General features: G+C 59.6%; 13 protein-coding genes. 7 read left to right on the top strand and 6 right to left on the bottom strand.

Going from position 1 to position 16,342, the window contains the following annotated elements; translation table 11 throughout:
- The first annotated feature begins 75 nt into the window (after positions 1-75).
- Genes D777_RS13345 through D777_RS13335 form a run of 3 tightly spaced genes read left to right on the top strand, consistent with a single transcriptional unit; the run spans position 76 to position 3,448 of the window.
- The gene (locus D777_RS13345) at positions 76-906 is read left to right on the top strand and encodes a polyphosphate kinase 2 family protein (protein WP_036132956.1); all 831 of its coding nucleotides are present in this window, start codon (positions 76-78) and stop codon (positions 904-906) included.
- A 42-nt stretch (positions 907-948) separates the two neighbouring features.
- Entirely contained in the window at positions 949-2,220 is a 1,272-nt protein-coding gene (locus tag D777_RS13340) for a D-amino acid dehydrogenase (RefSeq protein WP_036132955.1), read from the top strand.
- Complete coding sequence (locus D777_RS13335) at positions 2,213-3,448, top strand: methyltransferase (protein ID WP_051669095.1); 1,236 nt, start codon at positions 2,213-2,215, stop codon at positions 3,446-3,448. The genes D777_RS13340 and D777_RS13335 overlap by 8 nt, the downstream gene beginning before the upstream one ends.
- Here D777_RS13335 and D777_RS13330 read toward each other — a convergent pair.
- The 3 genes from D777_RS13330 to D777_RS13320 all read right to left on the bottom strand — a co-directional run bounded on the left by D777_RS13330 (position 3,433) and on the right by D777_RS13320 (position 7,674).
- On the bottom strand, positions 3,433-3,918 hold the full coding sequence (locus D777_RS13330; RefSeq protein ID WP_081849564.1) for a DUF4124 domain-containing protein: 486 nt from the start codon (positions 3,916-3,918) through the stop codon (positions 3,433-3,435). The genes D777_RS13335 and D777_RS13330 overlap by 16 nt on opposite strands.
- Positions 3,919-3,983: 65 nt before the next feature.
- Positions 3,984-5,195 carry an OmpA family protein gene (locus D777_RS13325; protein WP_036132950.1) on the bottom strand — a complete coding sequence of 404 codons (1,212 nt, stop codon included), beginning with the start codon at positions 5,193-5,195 and terminating at the stop codon, positions 3,984-3,986.
- Between the two features lie 157 nt (positions 5,196-5,352).
- Complete coding sequence (locus D777_RS13320; RefSeq protein WP_036132948.1) at positions 5,353-7,674, bottom strand: ATP-dependent helicase; 2,322 nt, start codon at positions 7,672-7,674, stop codon at positions 5,353-5,355.
- A gap of 37 nt (positions 7,675-7,711) precedes the next feature.
- Between D777_RS13320 and D777_RS13315 the strand changes: the two genes are divergently transcribed.
- Together D777_RS13315 and D777_RS13310 are read left to right on the top strand one after the other, a co-directional pair.
- Positions 7,712-9,859 (top strand): tRNA(Met) cytidine acetyltransferase TmcA, encoded by a 2,148-nt coding sequence (locus D777_RS13315; protein WP_051669094.1) that lies wholly within the window; start codon positions 7,712-7,714, stop codon positions 9,857-9,859.
- Between the two features lie 83 nt (positions 9,860-9,942).
- A complete protein-coding gene (locus tag D777_RS13310; protein WP_036132946.1) occupies positions 9,943-10,638 on the top strand; it encodes an ankyrin repeat domain-containing protein in 696 nt (231 codons plus the stop codon).
- A 3-nt stretch (positions 10,639-10,641) separates the two neighbouring features.
- On the opposite strand, the gene D777_RS13305 is transcribed toward D777_RS13310, so the two are convergent.
- A complete protein-coding gene (locus tag D777_RS13305) occupies positions 10,642-11,745 on the bottom strand; it encodes an enoyl-CoA hydratase/isomerase family protein (RefSeq protein ID WP_036132945.1) in 1,104 nt (367 codons plus the stop codon).
- Between the two features lie 233 nt (positions 11,746-11,978).
- On the opposite strand from D777_RS13305, the gene D777_RS13300 reads away from it, so the two are divergent.
- On the top strand, positions 11,979-12,311 hold the full coding sequence (locus tag D777_RS13300; RefSeq protein ID WP_036133127.1) for a c-type cytochrome: 333 nt from the start codon (positions 11,979-11,981) through the stop codon (positions 12,309-12,311).
- A 27-nt stretch (positions 12,312-12,338) separates the two neighbouring features.
- Here D777_RS13300 and ppnN read toward each other — a convergent pair whose 3' ends face one another.
- Entirely contained in the window at positions 12,339-13,721 is a 1,383-nt protein-coding gene (gene ppnN, locus D777_RS13295) for a nucleotide 5'-monophosphate nucleosidase PpnN (RefSeq protein WP_036132944.1), read from the bottom strand.
- A gap of 151 nt (positions 13,722-13,872) precedes the next feature.
- Here ppnN and thiI point away from each other — a divergent pair, with 151 nt between their 5' ends.
- Positions 13,873-15,327 carry a tRNA uracil 4-sulfurtransferase ThiI gene (thiI, locus tag D777_RS13290; RefSeq protein ID WP_036132943.1) on the top strand — a complete coding sequence of 485 codons (1,455 nt, stop codon included), beginning with the start codon at positions 13,873-13,875 and terminating at the stop codon, positions 15,325-15,327.
- A 1-nt stretch (position 15,328) separates the two neighbouring features.
- Here the strand turns inward: thiI and D777_RS13285 are convergent, their stop codons facing one another.
- Positions 15,329-16,342 carry a histone deacetylase family protein gene (locus tag D777_RS13285; RefSeq protein ID WP_036132939.1) on the bottom strand — a complete coding sequence of 338 codons (1,014 nt, stop codon included), beginning with the start codon at positions 16,340-16,342 and terminating at the stop codon, positions 15,329-15,331.

The raw sequence follows: 16,342 nt of genomic DNA, 5'->3' as shown, positions 1-16,342 counted from the left end.
CTGAAAATTTACTGGCGTCAGTTTACCATCTTGAGCCACCGCCACCCCAGGTGTACGCGATAAGGAGTTTCTTGCATGCAGTTGTCCGAGTTCGCCAGACGATGGTGTTACGATCCCGCACGAAAGCGGTTCGGTGAGTACTCAACCCGACTTGATAAAGACACCAAATTACGGGATCTGGAGGAAAGCCTCGATCTGATCGGGGAATACCAGAGACGGCTATGGGCCAATCGCCGCCGGGCGCTGCTGGTGGTTATTCACGGTCCGGATACGAGCGGCAAGGACAGCCTGATTCGTACCCTGGCCACTTACGCTGATCCGGCCGGATTCCACGCCTGGTCCTTCTCCCGGCCCCAGGGGGCAGAAGCCAGGCATGACTTTCTCTGGCGGGTTGTCCCGTTTCTACCGGCGTTCGGGGAGATGGTTGCGTTCAATCGCAGCCATCATGAGGCCGTGATCGGTGAGCGAGTCTGGCCAGTGCTTGCGGCCGAACAATACAACTGGGACAACCGGTACCGCTCTATCCGGAACTTTGAACAACATCTGACGGAGGAGGGCACCACCGTCCTGAAATTCTGGCTGAACCTGTCGGAAGACGAACATCGCCAACGCCTGCTCAAGCGCCTGGACAAACCTCGGAAACGATGGAAATTCGATCAATCCGATATAGATGGCTGGGCAAAACGTCAGCACTATGAGTCTTATGCGGAAGAGGCTCTGGCCAGCACTCACACGCCCGAGGCACCCTGGATGATCGTGCCGGGGGATGACAAGCCTCAGGCCCGGGCAATTGTCGCGGCCATTCTGGCGGACCAGTTGCAGGAACTGGCGCCGGAGTATCCCCGGGAGGATCAGGAGGTGCTGGATGAGTACCGGCGTATACTGGCCCGGAATGGAGTGAAGTAGGCATCCGGAATTCAAAACTCGGTTGAAGACAGGGAGGCATACATGCGCATTGCAGTCGTTGGTGGCGGTGTCGTGGGGGTAACAACAGCCTGGGAGCTGAATCGTCGTGGACACGACGTTATGGTGCTGGAGCGCCATGACCGGGCTGGTAACGAGACCAGCAAGGGCAACGCTGCCCAGCGATCCTATGGCGTGGTGTACCCATGGGCGGATCCGGCCATGGTGTTCAAGGCCCTGCCCTGGCTTGTCAAACAGGACGGCCCGCTGAAAATGCGTGTGCCGCCCTCGCTGGAAACCCTCCGCTTCATGCTCTCAACCCTGCGCTATGCCTGGTCACCGGGGCTTTTTGGACTGAACCGGAGGGCCATGCTGCGCCTGGGTATTCACAGCCGGGAACGTTTTCTGGCCCTGGAAGACGAGTTGGACCTGCCGTTTGACGGTCAACACCGCGGCTTGCTGCATCTGGCCAGCACGCCCGCAGCTCTGGACGGTTATCAGGAGGTTCATCGGCTGCTGGCGGAGCTTGGTATCCCGTCTCGCGTGTTGACGCCGGATCAGGTCAGGGAGGCCGAGCCGGGCATGGTGGGTGATGGCCCGCTCTATGGCGCGCTCAGTTACGACACCGACGGCACCGGTGACTGCCACTTGTTCTCACGAGAGTTGGCGCAGGCGTGTGAGAGGGCGGGTGTCGATTTCCGCTATAACGTTGAAGTCGAGAGCCTGGAGGCGGACCCGGATCGGGTGCGGGCGCTTGCCATCCGGGGTGTGGATGGGCAGTTGGAGAGGATCTGTGGTGATGTCTTTGTGGTCAGTGCCGGGTGCTGGTCCGGGCAACTGGTGAAGCCGCTGGGGCTGGATCTGCCCATCTACCCGGTCAAGGGGTACAGTTTGACTGCGACCCTGACCGATAGCGCCCGCGCGCCAACGTCCACGATCCATGATGACAACTACAAGGTGGTGTCGACGCGGCTGGGTGATCGCCTGCGGGCCACCGGGTTTGTGGAACTGACCGATTTCAATCGCGATATTCCCGACGCTCGCCTGGCTACGATCCGAAAATCCGTGGAATCCCGGTTTCCCGGATGTGCCGATCTCGATACTGCGGAAACCTGGACCGGATTTCGGCCCATGACGCCGGACGGACCGGCGATTATCGGCAAAGGCCCCCGGGAAAACCTGTTTCTTAATACTGGCCATGGCACCTTTGGCTGGACGCTCTCAGCCGGCAGCGCCAGTGTCATTGCGGACGTGATTGAGGGGAGTACGCCCGCCGTCTGCCTGGATGCCTTCCGACCGGGGCGTTTCAGTGAGTAGTTATCGCGATACGATTGATGGCTTCGATGCTCGTTGGTGCCGCCTCAATGATTGGCTGGTCCGGCATCGCGCATTTTGGCAATCGGTTCCGTTTACTGAACCTGAGCCCGCGTGGGTCTCGCTTTGTCCCGAACTGGCGCGATTGGTTTCCGGCCTGACCGAGGAACAATGCGAGCGACTGGAGCATGATTCAGTCGCGTTTGCTGTGCTGGCAGCTGAGGCATTGCCCTCGCTTGCTGACTACGAGTATTTGATTCAGGTGCCAGATCTGGCACCTGACGAATCTGTGGTGGTCTCGGAAACCCTGCCTGAGGTTCGGGCTAAGGATATGCCAGGTCGCAAGCGGCTGCAGGCTGGCGCTTTCACGGCATCTGTCAGCCCATTGTCGCTACCTGTGCTGGACTGGTGTAGCGGTAAAGGGCATCTGTCCCGGACGCTGGCGGCCAGTTGTTCGCAACCTGTAACAGGCTTCGAGTGGAACTCCGAGCTGGTCCGCGATGGCAACCGGATGGCGGACAAGTATGGCGAAAGGGTGGCGGTGCGGTGCCAGGATGTGATGGCTACGGATCTCAGCTTGCCCGAAGGGGTGCACGGCGTGGCTCTGCATGCCTGCGGGGATTTACATCGACAGCTCCTGCGACGTGGCGCCGGGAGTCGCATGCCGAGGCTGAGCTTTTCGCCCTGCTGTTATCACCTCTCCGCGGACAGCGATTACCGGTCCATTTCCCGGAAGGCTGAGCAGCATGTCGGGAGGCTTCGGGTACGCGTTGCGGATCTCCGGCTCGCCGTTCAGGAAACGGTAACGGCCCCTGCTCGGGTGCGAGCGCAAACGCGCCGGGTAAGCCAGTGGCGGCTGGCGTTTGATGGTTTGCAGAGGGAAATCCGGGGCGTGGATGAGTATCTGCCCGTGCCGTCCTATCCACCCCGGTTACTTCAGGAGGGGTTCGAATCGTTCTGTCGTTGGGCTGCAGCGAAAAAAGGGATTTCATTGCCGGATTCCATTGACTCTTCACGTTGGCTGGCCTTCGGAATGGAACGCTTGCAGCGAGTTCGGCGCTATGAGCTGGTCCGCCACCTGTTCCGTCGCCCGTTAGAGTTGTGGATGGTGCTGGATTACGCGGTTTACCTGGAAGAACAGGGATACCGGGTCCGGGTCGGTGAGTTCTGTGCCCGCGAGCTGACACCGAGAAACCTGCTGATTGATGCCGAGTATCAGGGCTTGCGGTAGACCACGCGTTCGACGCATCCGTCCCGGAAATACACGTAAGTCAGTTCGTACAGAGCACCATAGTAGCGGGTCTGGTAGATCCAGACTTCCTGCGGGTCGGTGTAGGTTTCTGGCGGGTTGCCGAAAGCCCGTCTGACGTGATCCCGGGTCATTCCTTTCACCACCTGTTCCTTGATGATGTAGCGCCTCAGGTCCGTTGAATTGATAAATCGGCAGGCCTCTTCCCGGCTCTGGGCTTCGTGTTTATCAAGCTGGGACTCGGCGGTTTGTTCCTTCTGCCGGGGTGGGGGCAGGTTCCGGTCCAGACTTCCGCCGATCCGGTTATCGATCACCTGGACCGTTTCCGCACTATCACCACAGGGATGGTCTGAATACATCACCCCATCCGGCCCCTCGCATCGAAAAACATCCGCAGGATGTGCAAGGGCGGCCAGACTCAGGGCTGCTGTTATCAGTAATATCCGGATCATGGACATGTCCAATAAAAAAGGCGCCCGAGGGCGCCTTTTCACTTATTCAGAGACAGAGCTAACGATCAGCGCTGAACCTGAATACGGGCCTCAACTCGGCGGTTTTCGGCGCGGCCAGCGGCAGTGTCGTTGGAGGCTACCGGCTGCTCTTCACCGTAACCCATTGCACTGACGCGGTCAGCATCCACACCCAGTGCATCGGTCAGGCGCGTGGCGACGGCTTCCGCACGACGCTGGGACAGAGACTGGTTGTAGTCGGCAGCGCCACGGCTATCAGAGTGACCGGCGATTTCAACAGAGGTTCCCGGGTTCTCTTTCAGGAAATCGGCCACGCGACGGATTTCGTCGTCGTAGGTATCGCCGATGACCGAGCTGTTGGTCGGGAATTGCACTTCGATTTCGAATGTCTGGATGGTCTCGGTGATACCTTCGCAGCCAGTGGCATCGACATCCGCGCCTGCGGTTGTATTCGGGCACTGGTCGGCACTGTTCACGACGCCGTCGTTGTCGCTGTCGAGCTCACAGCCGCGGCTGTTGACCTCAGCACCACGGGGCGTGTTCGGGCAGGCGTCACGGGCGTCCGCAACGCTGTCCATATCCGCATCTGGCTCGCAGCCGCTGCTGTCGACCATGGCGCCGGCAGTGGTCCCCGGGCACTGGTCCTGACCGTTGGCGACACCGTCACCGTCGGTGTCCATCGGCTCTGATTGCATCGGAGCGGCATCAGACACGGTTCGGGCGAAGGCGAAGCTCAGGCCCAGAGATACCTGGGTGTCAAAGGTGCTCTCGTCGATTCCGTGGAATTCGCGAAGGTCGCCGCGCAGGGAGACGCTGTCGCTCAGGTTGTACCGGAAACCGGTGCCAACGTTGACTCGGGTTTCATCGTGATTGCTGCCGGCGGTGAACGGACCGTTGGCATCTGTACCGAAATCTGCATGGCCAGCACCAACAGACACATACGGGTTCCAGGTCTCTTCCGGGCCGGCAAAGTAATAGGTGCCATCAACCCGAATTTCATCAAACTCGGATGCGCCAGGCACATACTTGCGGTCGGCATCTGCTCGGGAGTAGAGGGCTTCAACAGCCCAGTTCGGCAGGAAGCGGTACTCAACGCCGACACCGAAGGTTCCTGTCTCGCTCAAGTCGCGCTTGTCGTCAAACAGCTGGTAGGCAGCGAATGGGTTGATGTAGATGGTTTCCTGGCGCTCGGCCGCAACCACCGGGGCTGCCAGAGTTGTAGCGATGGTAGCCATCGCGAGCGGACGCATGATGCTCATGCGGAACCTCCTGTTCGTAGTTCGTTTGGATACGGGATGGGTTAAACCCGTGTATACACGGGGAATCTAGGCTAAATGTCCACAAAAGACAAAACTTTGATACTTACCGTTACGTTAAACAGTGTACTTCGATCACCGGAGACCGTGCGCAGTCCGGTCAGGCCAGTTGGGTGAAGTAGAGGTGAGCACTCTGTTTGCTGAAGTTCAGGGTGTCGCCGTTGTCGAAGCGGACCTCAAAAGAGCGCTCATCCTCAGCCACCACATCACCAGCACCGAAGATCACATGGCTGACACGTTGCTGGTGCCAAATAGGTTCCTTGTCATTAGAGGACTTGATGCCGTTGTCTTCGAGGGTGACGCCTTCCCTTTGACCATAGCGTTGGCTGACCGGGGTTCGCGGAGCGCTGAGTCGGATCATAGTGTCCTGGTCGGGAATCCGGGTATCGAGCCAATGGCCGAATTCCCGTGACAGGTCCACGCAACTCTCTTCAACAAACCGGCTGGGGCCCTGGTCCCCATCAAGGTGAGGCTGACGGCTGGCCGGGCGGCTGATCAGGTGGAGTTCCTCTTTTGCCCGGGTCATGCCCACATACAGAAGCCTGCGCTCGCTTTCCAGAAAGGCCCGGACATCGTCCTGCTTCCTAGGGCTGTAGGGCAGGTATTTTTCCTGTAGCCCGGGAATAATCACTCGGGGCCATTCCAGACCCTTGGTTCGGTGAATGGTGGACAGCAAGACGCCATCCTCCCGGGATTCGCCGGCCTGCTGCTTCAAGGCTTTCAGATGGTCCAGAGCCTGATCCGGGCTGACCCCCAGGCTCTTGAGGTACTCCCTGAAGCCATGAATCGTGTCGATACGTTCTTCAGCACTCTCGTGGGTGAGGGCGAGGCTTCGCACACCCTCGTACAAATCGGTGTGTTCGGCGTAGACCGTAATCAGGCCGGCAACGGCACCGGCGTATCCGTGGACCTGGGCAAGCACTTCGCCCAGCTTTTTCAACTTGCGGCCGGCCATCGGTGGCAGGGCATCGAAATCCATCGCCAGCAGAAACTCGGCCCAGCGTTCGGTTCTGCCCGCGAGATTGCGAGCAAGCTGTTCCAGTTCCGCTTCTTTCAGGCCGACGTGGGGAAACCGTAGCAGGTGCCGGGCAATGTCCAGGCGATCCTCATCGGACACGTGTCCGAGTCTCCCGGTGATAACCATCAGCAGCGCCGTGATCGACTGGACCTCGCGGCTGAACAGGGCGCCTTTTCCTGAGTCAATGCGGTAGGGGATTTGCCGTGCCAGCAACTTCAGCTCGATGGGGACGCTCTGGCTCCAGACCCGAAACAGGATAGCGGTGTCATTCGGAGTGAGTTGCGATGGCTGATCAAGGATGCTGAGGATGACCTCGCTATCATTGTTGGTACGGTGCAGCTCGGCCAGTGTGGCCGGCGTTGATGGGTGGGAATGGCAAAGTACGTCCTTCCGACCGGTGTTGCGGCAGATCAGATGGTTGGCGAGGAGGGCCACCTGGTGCCCGTACCGGAAGGTGTAGCTGAGGGTCTGTTCCAGCGGGCTTTCGAACTCGTCGCTGAAACGCTTTAGGATAAACTCGGGTTTGGCCCCCCGGAATTCATAGATGGTCTGGTCCGGATCGCCGACAACGGTCACCCGGGCCCGGTCACCGGCGACGTAGCGCAGGAGAAGGTGCTGGATTTCATTGGTGTCCTGATACTCATCCACCAGGACCAGGTCCATTTTATTGCCGACCAGTCGCTGCAGCGGCGGATTCTGGTGGATGGCCATGACCGGTTCGTAGAGCATGTCGGCGTAACTGATCCGGCTCTGGCCCTTACGCCATTGCTCGAAGGCATGGAAAAGATCAACCAGGTAACGGTGTTTGTCGCCATAGCCCAGTTCCTCAAACACGATCTCGGCGGGGGATAGCGTGGTTTTGACCAGATCGATAAACCCCGTTGCGGTTTCCACGAAATCCTTTTTGTTGCGCCGGATGTCGTCAGCCAGGTCTGCTGGCGCCAGGCGGCGGGTCAATTGCCAGGCCTGGAAGCTGATTTCCTGCTCGGTCAGGATCTTTTCCGAGAAGGCCGGAAGATAGCCCTCCCGGACAAAGCGCTTGTAGAGTCTGAATCCCATGGCGTGATAGGTGCGGACTTCCGGTGCGGCGAGTCCTGTCGGGAGGCAGATTTCCTGCAGTTTACGCTCGAAGTCAACCCGCGCGCTGCGGTTGAACATCAGCACCAGTATCCGGTCCGGATCGTGCCCCTGCTGGAGCAGGTAACGAATGCGCCAGGCAAGCGTCGAGGTCTTGCCGCTGCCCGCCACCGCCGTAATCAAGGCATGTTCAAAACCGGCGGTAATGATGGCGCGCTGCTCATCGGTGAGGAATCCGGGCAGGTCACTGTCTGGGGTGGTGGGGGCGTTAGAAGGCATGGCGGGTATTGTAACGGCCAACTGGTAGTGCCGATAGCAGTCCCGCATAATTGCCCGCAGCGAATTCTGTTACGGATCTGACATCATGACCGACGCCACGACGGCCACACCCGATATTGAGCAATGGGCGCAGTTTCAGCAGCAGCTGGCACGCCGGGGTGAACGCCGGCTGGTATTGCTTGATGGGGAGCGGGAACAGAGTCTGATCTGGTTGCAGCGTTTGTTGCCGTCGCTTCGGGTAGAGCATGGAGTCTGGGTTGGTGCCAGCGGCGAGTCCCCGGATTCACGCCTCACCGAAATCCCATCGTCAAAGGCGAGGTCGTTACTGGGCAGCGAGTTATCGCTTGCCGTCTGGGATGGCTGGTGGGGCAATCCACCGGACGCTTTTGCGGCTTTGTCCGGCACCCTGATGGCAGGCGGCTTGTTGTTCTGGCTGATGCCGCCGCTTGCCCAGTGGCGGCAATTCGAGGACCCGGATTATCGGCGAACCGGGCTGGATGAGGCTGAGGGGCACTCGTTTGCTGCCCGGATGGCGGACATCCTGGCGGCGGACCCGGATGTGATCCACGTGCCTGTGTCCGATGGGGAAGGCTGCCCGACATTGCCCAAGCCTGAATGCACCTTTGCCATTCAGACCACCGAAGATCAGCGGCAGGTGGTCGAGCAACTCGTTGGCTTTGGTCTTGGTCGGCGCAAGCGCCCGCTGGTGATTACCGCCGATCGTGGGCGTGGGAAATCCGCTGCCCTGGGAATGGCTGCGGCTGAGCTGTTGCGCAAGGGGCGGAAGCATATCCTCGTTACCTCCCCCAACCGGGATAATGTCACCACCCTGTTCCGCCATGCCCGGCAGTCGCTTGGTCACAGTGCGGTTTCAGTGGACGAGAACAGGCTGGAAAGCGCCAATGGTGCCGTTCTTGAGTATCTCCCGGTTCAGGAGTTAATCGCCCAAAGCCCTTCTGCCGAGGCGATACTGGTGGACGAGGCAGCAGCCATTCCTGCTTTTTTACTCAAGCAGATACTGCAGGGGTGGCCCCGCGTTGCCTTTGCATCCACGGTTCACGGTTATGAGGGGGCGGGTCGGGGATTTTCCATCCGGTTCCGTCGGGTACTGGAGCAGGAAACCCCCCAATGGCGTGCGGTATCCATGGTGCGCCCCATACGCTGGGCAGAGGGCGATCCACTGGAACGAGTGATTTCGAACCTGTTTCTGCTTGCCTCAGACAGTGACCAGACGCCCGAACTCGCCCCGGACACGGAAGAGCTGATCATCGAACCCTGGAGCCCGGCTGGTGCGCCCGAAACGGAACTGTCCCAGGCCTTTGGCTTGCTGGTGGAGGCTCATTACCGAACCACGCCGGCGGATCTCCGGCAGTGGCTCGATGATCCGAGCGCCAGGACCTGGCGGGCGAGGATTGGCCATCACGTTGTCGGTTTGCTTTGGGGGGCCGTGGAAGGGGGGCTGGATACGGAACTTGCACAGCAGGTCATGCTCGGAAATCGACGGTTGCGCGGGCATCTGTTGCCCCAGTCCCTGGCCAGCCACAGTGGCTTCCCGGAGGCAGCCTGTCAGCGTTGTTTTCGTGTGGTACGCATTGCTGTGGCCGACCATGCCCGGCGTCAGCGAATCGGGCAACGGCTGGTGGCTGCCGCACGGGATGCCATGGTCGATGAGGGGCTGAATGCCATTGGCACCAGTTTTGGTGGCAGTTGTGACCTGTTGGACTTCTGGCAGAGCTGCGGTTTTCGGTTGGTTCGGGTGGGACTTCAACGGGAGGCAACCAGTGGCGAATACCCGGTACAGATGATGGCTGGCCTGGATTCTGCCGGGGTAGACCTTGCGGAACGCCTGCAATCGCGACTGACAGAGCACTGGCTGACCCTGGTGCCACTGGCCTGGGCGGCGATGGAGCCTGGCTTGCTGGGCCGCTTGACGGCCGCTCTGCCCGTGAGTGTCGAGCTTGGCGAGGACGATATTCGTGATGCCGGGAGTTTTGCGGACGGGCATCGGGGCTACCTGCTCAGCTTGCCGGTACTGAAAAAACTGTGCCTGACACCAGGGCGAATGGAACAGATTCTGGATCAGGGGGATGCGGCACTGTGGTGCGCTGCGGTGCTCCTGCAATGGAAGTGGTCCAGACTGCAAAAGGCCGGCCTGTGCACAGGGCAGCGCGATGGGGAGGACCGTCTGCGGGCATTGACCCGGAAACTGCTCGAGCCGGGCGCGGGAGAATGAACCGGAGTTGTGAACCGCTCGATTTAATTCTCGTCGCCGGCTGCCCAGAATAGGCCAAACTAAAAAAACAGAGACCTTACACTATGGCCAAGGGATCCGGCGTCTACCCCCTGATACTGACTGCGTTTGTACTGATACTGCCCGAAATGTCCGGCTGTGCGACCAGTTCGGAACCGAGTAACCTCTCCCGAGAATCCGGCACGGCGGCCGGTACCCCTCTCTTCGAAGCCGCCCGGGCGGGTGATCTTGATGGGGTCATGGCATTGGCAAAGGCGGGAGCCTCTCTGAACACCCTGACGGAGAAAGGCTCACCCCTCATGGCGGCCGTTGCGGCAGGCGAGGACCGGGTCGCCTGGTACCTGCTTTCCGAAGGCGCGAATCCTGATCTCGCGGGAGCCAATGCTGAAACACCGTTGATGGTGGCCTCAGCGACAGGCAGTCGTCGCCTTGTTCAGTTGCTGCTGTCTGCTGGTGCTGATGTGAATGCCGCCGATCGTGACGGCTACACGCCGGTCATCCGGGCGGCCGAGAAAGGCAACCTTTCGGTGGTCAAGCTTCTGCTCACAGCGGGTGCCAATGTGAACGTCAGCCAGGGTGGTGATTCGCTGCTGATGAAGATTGTCGGCAACGGCGATTTGCTGACTGCGGAAATGCTGCTGGCAGCCGGTGCCGACGTGAACTTCCGGTCCGCGGACGGCCGTACCGCCCTGGACGTGGCCCGGGCGCACAATCACCGGGATCTGGAAATGCTGCTGGTCCAGGCTGGAGCCGAGCTGTAAGGCTCAGCCCAGTTGCATGGGGTCGGTCTCATCGTCCCATTCCGGCTGGAAGTGGGCCTCAATGACGTCCGCAGGAACATCCGCAACGCTGTTGTAGCTCCAGGCCGGATTCTGATCCTTATCGACCAGTCTGGCCCGGATGCCCTCTGCCAGGTCGGGTCGGCGCACACACTCCCGGGCCATGGCCAGTTCCATCCGGAACACATCCTTCAGGGACATCTGCTGGGCTTTCTTGAGCTGGGTCCACACCAGCCAGGCGGTGACCGGGCAGCCGGAGCGAAGGCTGTCCATGCACGCCTGCCACCAGGGGCTGCTGATATCGGCTGACAGCAATTGATCCACAATCACCGACAGGTCGTCACCGGCGCTCAGACGGGCAATCTGCTGCTCGTGCTGGGCCAGATGACTGGTTTCCAGGGATCGGTAATCGGGGGAATGCATCTGGTTCAGAAGCCTGAACAGACGGTTGTCGTCGGCAGCGGCTTCACCGGTCCAGCGTTGTTCCTGTAACTGCGCAAGCAGGGCATCCCGGTCCTCCGGTAGCAGGACCATATCCGCCAGACCAATCCGGATGGCGTCAGTCACATTCAGGCGGGCGCCGGTCAATCCCATGAACAGGCCGATGCGCCCGGGCAGGCGGTTGAGAAACCAGCTGGCCCCCACATCCGGAAACAGCCCAATGGATATTTCCGGCATGGCCATGGTGATGTCCGGCGTAACCAGACGATAGCGGCAGCCGGCCAAAAGACCCATGCCACCCCCCATAATCACTCCGTGGGCAATGCCGAGCACGGGTTTGGGGAAGCCGTGCAGGGTATAGTCCAGGCGGTATTCCCGGGTAAAGAAGCGATCGGGCGCCTCGGTATCGCCGTCACCCGTCATGGCACCGTACATCTGGCGGATATTGCCGCCGGCACAGAAGGCCTTTTCACCACGCCCCTGCAGAACTACGAGACAGATGCGATCGTCTTCGGCCCATCTGTCGAGGGCGTCCTGGGCATCACGGACCATGGATTCGGTCAGGGCATTCAGGGTTTTGGGTGAATCAAGTGTCAACAGACCGATATGGCCTTCCCGGCAGGCAAGTTCCTGGACCTCGATGGACATGAACGTGTTTCTCCAAGTGTCTTTCCGACAAATCAGCTAATCTGGGGCGCGGGCGTATTCGTACTCTCCGTCTATACTTGGACGATTAAAAGAGGACAAACGTCGAACAAAAAGCCTTGATCAATCACATTTGAGTCAGGCCACTGCTGTGCTATAAGTGCAAAACAGGTTACTGTCCGGCTAAACGGGCCGGTTTGCAAATGCTAAAAAACGATGATGAGAGGTTAATGTCCATGAGTCTGAAACACTATGCTGTCGCGGGTATTTTTGCACTGAGTGCTGCGGTTCCGATGGCTGCTTCTGCCGCCGATGCCGCTGCGGGCAAAGCCAAGGCCGCTGTCTGCGCGGCCTGTCATGGCCAGAACGGTATTGCGCAAATTCCTACCTACCCCAACCTGGCCGGGCAGAACGAGCAGTACCTGGTGTCTGCCCTGAAAGCCTACAAGGCCAAACAGCGTAACGGCGGCCAGGCTGCCATCATGCAAGGTCAGGCGGCTGCGTTGAGCGATGACGACATTGCCAACCTGGCGGCCTACTTCTCCAGCCTCCCTGCTGGTGGCAAGTAAGCAAGCCCGACCTCAGCGGAGCGGCGTTCAAGCCGCTCCGCTGACGATTCGATAACTCGGGCGATAGGCCGAGCTACCGGGCAGTTTCATCCGGTTCTGTGCAACAAATTGCTCCAACATCGCTTCCAGCGGTTTGATCAACGTCGGATCGCCCGCAATCTCGAAGGGGCCCTTCTCCTGCACGCGGCGAATGCCCGCCTCTTTGACGTTACCCGCGACAATTCCACTGAATGCCTTGCGCAGATTGGCAGCAATCAGGTGCGCCGGCTGGTCTCTGTGCAGTTCGAGCGCCCGCATGTTGTCGTGATCCGGTTCGAACGGTAATTGGAACACGGGATCGATCTTCAGCATCCAGTTGAAGTAATACGCGTCCTGCATGGCGCGCCTGAAGGTCTCCACCTCTTTCATCCCTTTCCTCATGGTCTGGGCCACTCGCGCCGGATCGTCAATGATGATCTCGTACTTGCTGGCGGCCTCGTCACCGAGGGCATTGCGGATGAACTTGTCGATCATTCCAAAATAGTCCGCGTTCTCCCGGGTACCGGTGAACACAACCGGGAAGGGCAGGTCCGAGTTATCCGGATGCAGCAGGATGCCCAGCAGGTAAAGGATCTCTTCCGCTGTTCCGACACCGCCGGGGAACACAATCACACCATGGCCACAACGGATGAACGCCTCCAGACGCTTCTCGATGTCCGGCAGGATCACCAGCTCGTTCACAATCGGATTGGGAGCCTCGGCACCGATAATGCCCGGCTCGGTAATGCCGATGTACCGTCCGTTTCTCACACGCTGCTTGGCGTGACCGATGGTTGCGCCCTTCATGGGGCCTTTCATGGCGCCGGGACCACATCCTGTGATGATACTTAGTGCTCGCAACCCGAGCTGGTGTCCCACTTCCTTGCTGTACTGGTATTCGTCCTGACTGATGGAATGGCCGCCCCAACAAACTACCAGGTCTGGCTGTCGACCGGCCTCGAGAACGCCCGCATTGCGGAGAATATGAAAAACCAGGTTGGTCAGATCCTCCGGATTGTCCCGGCGGAAACCGGTCAGGCTCTGGGGAATCGTGTTGGAGTAAACGATGTCCCGGAGCACGGAAAACAGATGCTCGCGGATGGCACGCAGCATTTCTCCGTCGACAAAGGCATGGGCCGGTGCGTTGATCAGCTCCAGCTTGAGGCCGCGGGGCTGCGGAACCAGGCGAACATCAAAATCCGCGTGAGATTCCATCAGATCCTTGCAGTCGTCGGTTTCGACGCCCGTGTTCAGTACCGCCAGGGCGCATTGGCGGAACAGTCGATACAAGCCGCCTTCGCTGCGGTCCTTAAGGCGGTTCACCTCGTAGTTGGAGAGGATCTCAAGGCTGCCCTCGGGAGAGACCAGGGCATTGATGGTGGGTTCCTGCATGAACGGTGGTGCTCCTGAATTGTTGCTGGGTGTGCCGGCTTGGCCACAGGCCTGATTATTGTTTCGGCAAAGCCTGATTTTGAGGCACTGGTGCAAAAAGGTACACTAGGCGCTTTCCGCCCTACACGCCAGCCGACATTATTCCGATTTTATGAAACTTCTTATCCGCCCGGCCGCTGAGGTCGCTATCAAAAGTAAGCCCGTTCGTCGTCAGCAGATGCGCCATCTGCGCCAGAATATCCGCAAGATTCTGATCCGCCTGGATCCGGAGATTGTGGTGGAAGGCACCTGGGACCGGGTGAATGTTGAGGTTCCAGAAGGTCGTGGCCTGGCGGGCGCGGTCATTGATGAATTGACCCGAATTCCCGGTATTTCCGGCATCCAGGAAATCGGTGTCTTTCCGTTCATTGACGTGGACGATGTGGCAGACAAGGCCGTTGATGCGTTTGCCGATCGGATTGAGGGTAAAACCTTTGCGGTCCGCGTCAAGCGTCAGGGCGATCACGATTTCCGCTCCATTGACCTGGAGCGGGCCGTCGGAGCGGCGTTGTTCATGAAAGCCCATCCTGCCGGCGTGGATCTCAAGTCCCCGCAGGTAGAAGTCAACATCGCGGTTCAGGACAACCAGTTTCACATTGCTCACCGCCGACACCGTGGCCTGGGCGGTTTTCCGCTCGGCAGTGTCGAGAATGTGATGACACTGATTTCAGGTGGTTACGACTCCACCGTGGCGGCTTATCTGATGATGCGCCGTGGTCTGCGTACTCACTTCCTGTTCTTCAACCTCGGTGGAACCGCCCATGAAGTGGGTGTGCGTCAGGTTGTGCATTACCTCTGGGAGCGCTACGGCTCGTCCCACAACGCCAAGTTCATTTCTGTACCGTTTGATGGTGTGATTGCCGAAATCATGAAATCGGTAAACCACCGTCATTGGGGCGTAGTGCTGAAGCGCCAGATGCTGAAAGCGGCCTGTGAGATTTCCCAGACCAACAACGCCAATGGCCTGGTAACCGGGGATGCGGTGGCCCAGGTGTCGAGCCAGACCCTGACCAATCTGAACGTGGTGGACCGCGCCAGTGACGAAGTGGTGTTACGCCCGCTGATTTCAATGGACAAGGAAACCATCATCGCCACCGCCAAGGAAATCGGCACCGAGCCGTTTGCGCGGACCATGCCGGAATATTGTGGTGTGATTTCCCAGAAGCCGGCGACCCGGGCCAAACTGCATCGGGTCGAGCACGATGAGGCCCAGATGGACCCTGAGGTGCTGGCCAGGGCGATTGAGAGCCGGGAAGAGACTCCCCTGACCAAACTGATGGACACCACGGTCACGCCGGAGGAAGTCGAACTGGTTCAGACGCCGGGCGTGGATGACGTCGTCATTGATGTCCGGCATCCCAGTGAGGGCGAACAGTCACCTCTGACACTGACCAACAACGATATCCTCCAGATCCCGTTCTACGAGTTGAATCAGAAAATTGGAGACCTGCCGGCGAACCGGCAGTATCTGCTCTACTGTGATCGGGGCACCATGAGTCGTATGCACGCCGTTCACCTGAAAGCGGAAGGGCACAGCAACATCAAGGTGTACGCGCCCGCCTCCTGATTCAGCCTGCCAGTCCCTTGAAGAATTGCTGGACGTTCTCGCTGAGGGCGTCCAGGTCATACCCGCCTTCCTGAACGACCAGTGTCGGCAGCCCGAGTCTGCGGATGTCAGTGCTCAGACGACAGAAACCTTCCGAACTGACAGACACCTTGGCCTGAGGGTCGTTCTTGTAGATATCGAAGCCCAGGGCAAGGATCAGCACATCCGGCTGGAAGAGCCGGAGCGCCGCCAGGGCTTCATCCAGCCGGTTGAAGAAGTCGTCCTCCGTGGAGCCGTGTGGCATCGGCAGGTTGATGTTGTAACCGAAACCGTCGCCTTCGCCGCGCTCGTTCTCGAACCCGGTCACTACCGGGTAGAAGTTGGTGGGGTCACCATGAATCGACACATAGAGCACGTCACTGCGATCGTAGAAAATCTCCTGAATGCCCTGGCCGTGGTGCATGTCCGTGTCGAGAATGGCTATTTTTGGGAATCGGGATTTCATGTGTTCGGCGGCGATGGCGCAATTGTTCAAATAACAGAAGCCGCCGGCGGCATCGCGCCTGGCGTGGTGACCAGGCGGGCGGCATACCGCGTAGGCGGTGCGGTCACCGGCGATTAGTGCGTCTGCCGCACCCAGTGCGGTTTGAGCCGACCAGTAAGCGGCATCCCAGGTATTTTCGCCAATCGGACAGCTGCCGTCGGCCTGGTAACGCGCCGCTTCGGCCAGAACGCCCGTCAGGTGGTTGGGCGAACGGACGAAAATGTTCGAAATGACCTCATCGCCCCAGTCTCCCATCGCGGCCCAGCGCCGATGTGCGGACTCCAAAAACCGCAGGTAGCCCAGGTCGTGGACCTTGGAGATCGGCCCGGCGCCCTGATCCGACGGCTGCAAGACCTGAACGCCCATCTGTTTCAGGCCTTCCAGCATGTGGCCGGTCCGGTCCGGCACTTCCTGAGGCTCGCGCATCTGGCCGCGGGTGAAGTAGGTCTTGGGAATATGCTGATCCTGCGCGGGATGAAAAAACGCTTTCAT

It is taken from the genome of Marinobacter nitratireducens, from assembly GCF_000708045.1.
Classification (GTDB): Bacteria; Pseudomonadota; Gammaproteobacteria; order Pseudomonadales; family Oleiphilaceae; genus Marinobacter; species Marinobacter nitratireducens.
This window is presented reverse-complemented; position numbering and strand designations above follow the sequence as displayed.

Bases quoted from the DNA above. Each gene is read 5' to 3' on its own strand.
- D777_RS13345 (WP_036132956.1), top strand. From the start codon at position 76: ATGCAGTTGTCCGAGTTCGCCAGACGATGGTGTTACGATCCCGCACGA.
- D777_RS13340 (WP_036132955.1), top strand. From the start codon at position 949: ATGCGCATTGCAGTCGTTGGTGGCGGTGTCGTGGGGGTAACAACAGCC.
- D777_RS13330 (WP_081849564.1), bottom strand. From the start codon at position 3,918: ATGATCCGGATATTACTGATAACAGCAGCCCTGAGTCTGGCCGCCCTT.
- D777_RS13325 (WP_036132950.1), bottom strand. From the start codon at position 5,195: ATGAGCATCATGCGTCCGCTCGCGATGGCTACCATCGCTACAACTCTG.
- D777_RS13320 (WP_036132948.1), bottom strand. From the start codon at position 7,674: ATGCGGGACTGCTATCGGCACTACCAGTTGGCCGTTACAATACCCGCC.
- D777_RS13315 (WP_051669094.1), top strand. From the start codon at position 7,712: ATGACCGACGCCACGACGGCCACACCCGATATTGAGCAATGGGCGCAG.
- D777_RS13310 (WP_036132946.1), top strand. From the start codon at position 9,943: ATGGCCAAGGGATCCGGCGTCTACCCCCTGATACTGACTGCGTTTGTA.
- D777_RS13305 (WP_036132945.1), bottom strand. From the start codon at position 11,745: ATGTCCATCGAGGTCCAGGAACTTGCCTGCCGGGAAGGCCATATCGGT.
- D777_RS13300 (WP_036133127.1), top strand. From the start codon at position 11,979: ATGAGTCTGAAACACTATGCTGTCGCGGGTATTTTTGCACTGAGTGCT.
- ppnN (WP_036132944.1), bottom strand. From the start codon at position 13,721: ATGCAGGAACCCACCATCAATGCCCTGGTCTCTCCCGAGGGCAGCCTT.
- thiI (WP_036132943.1), top strand. From the start codon at position 13,873: ATGAAACTTCTTATCCGCCCGGCCGCTGAGGTCGCTATCAAAAGTAAG.
- D777_RS13285 (WP_036132939.1), bottom strand. From the start codon at position 16,342: ATGAAAGCGTTTTTTCATCCCGCGCAGGATCAGCATATTCCCAAGACC.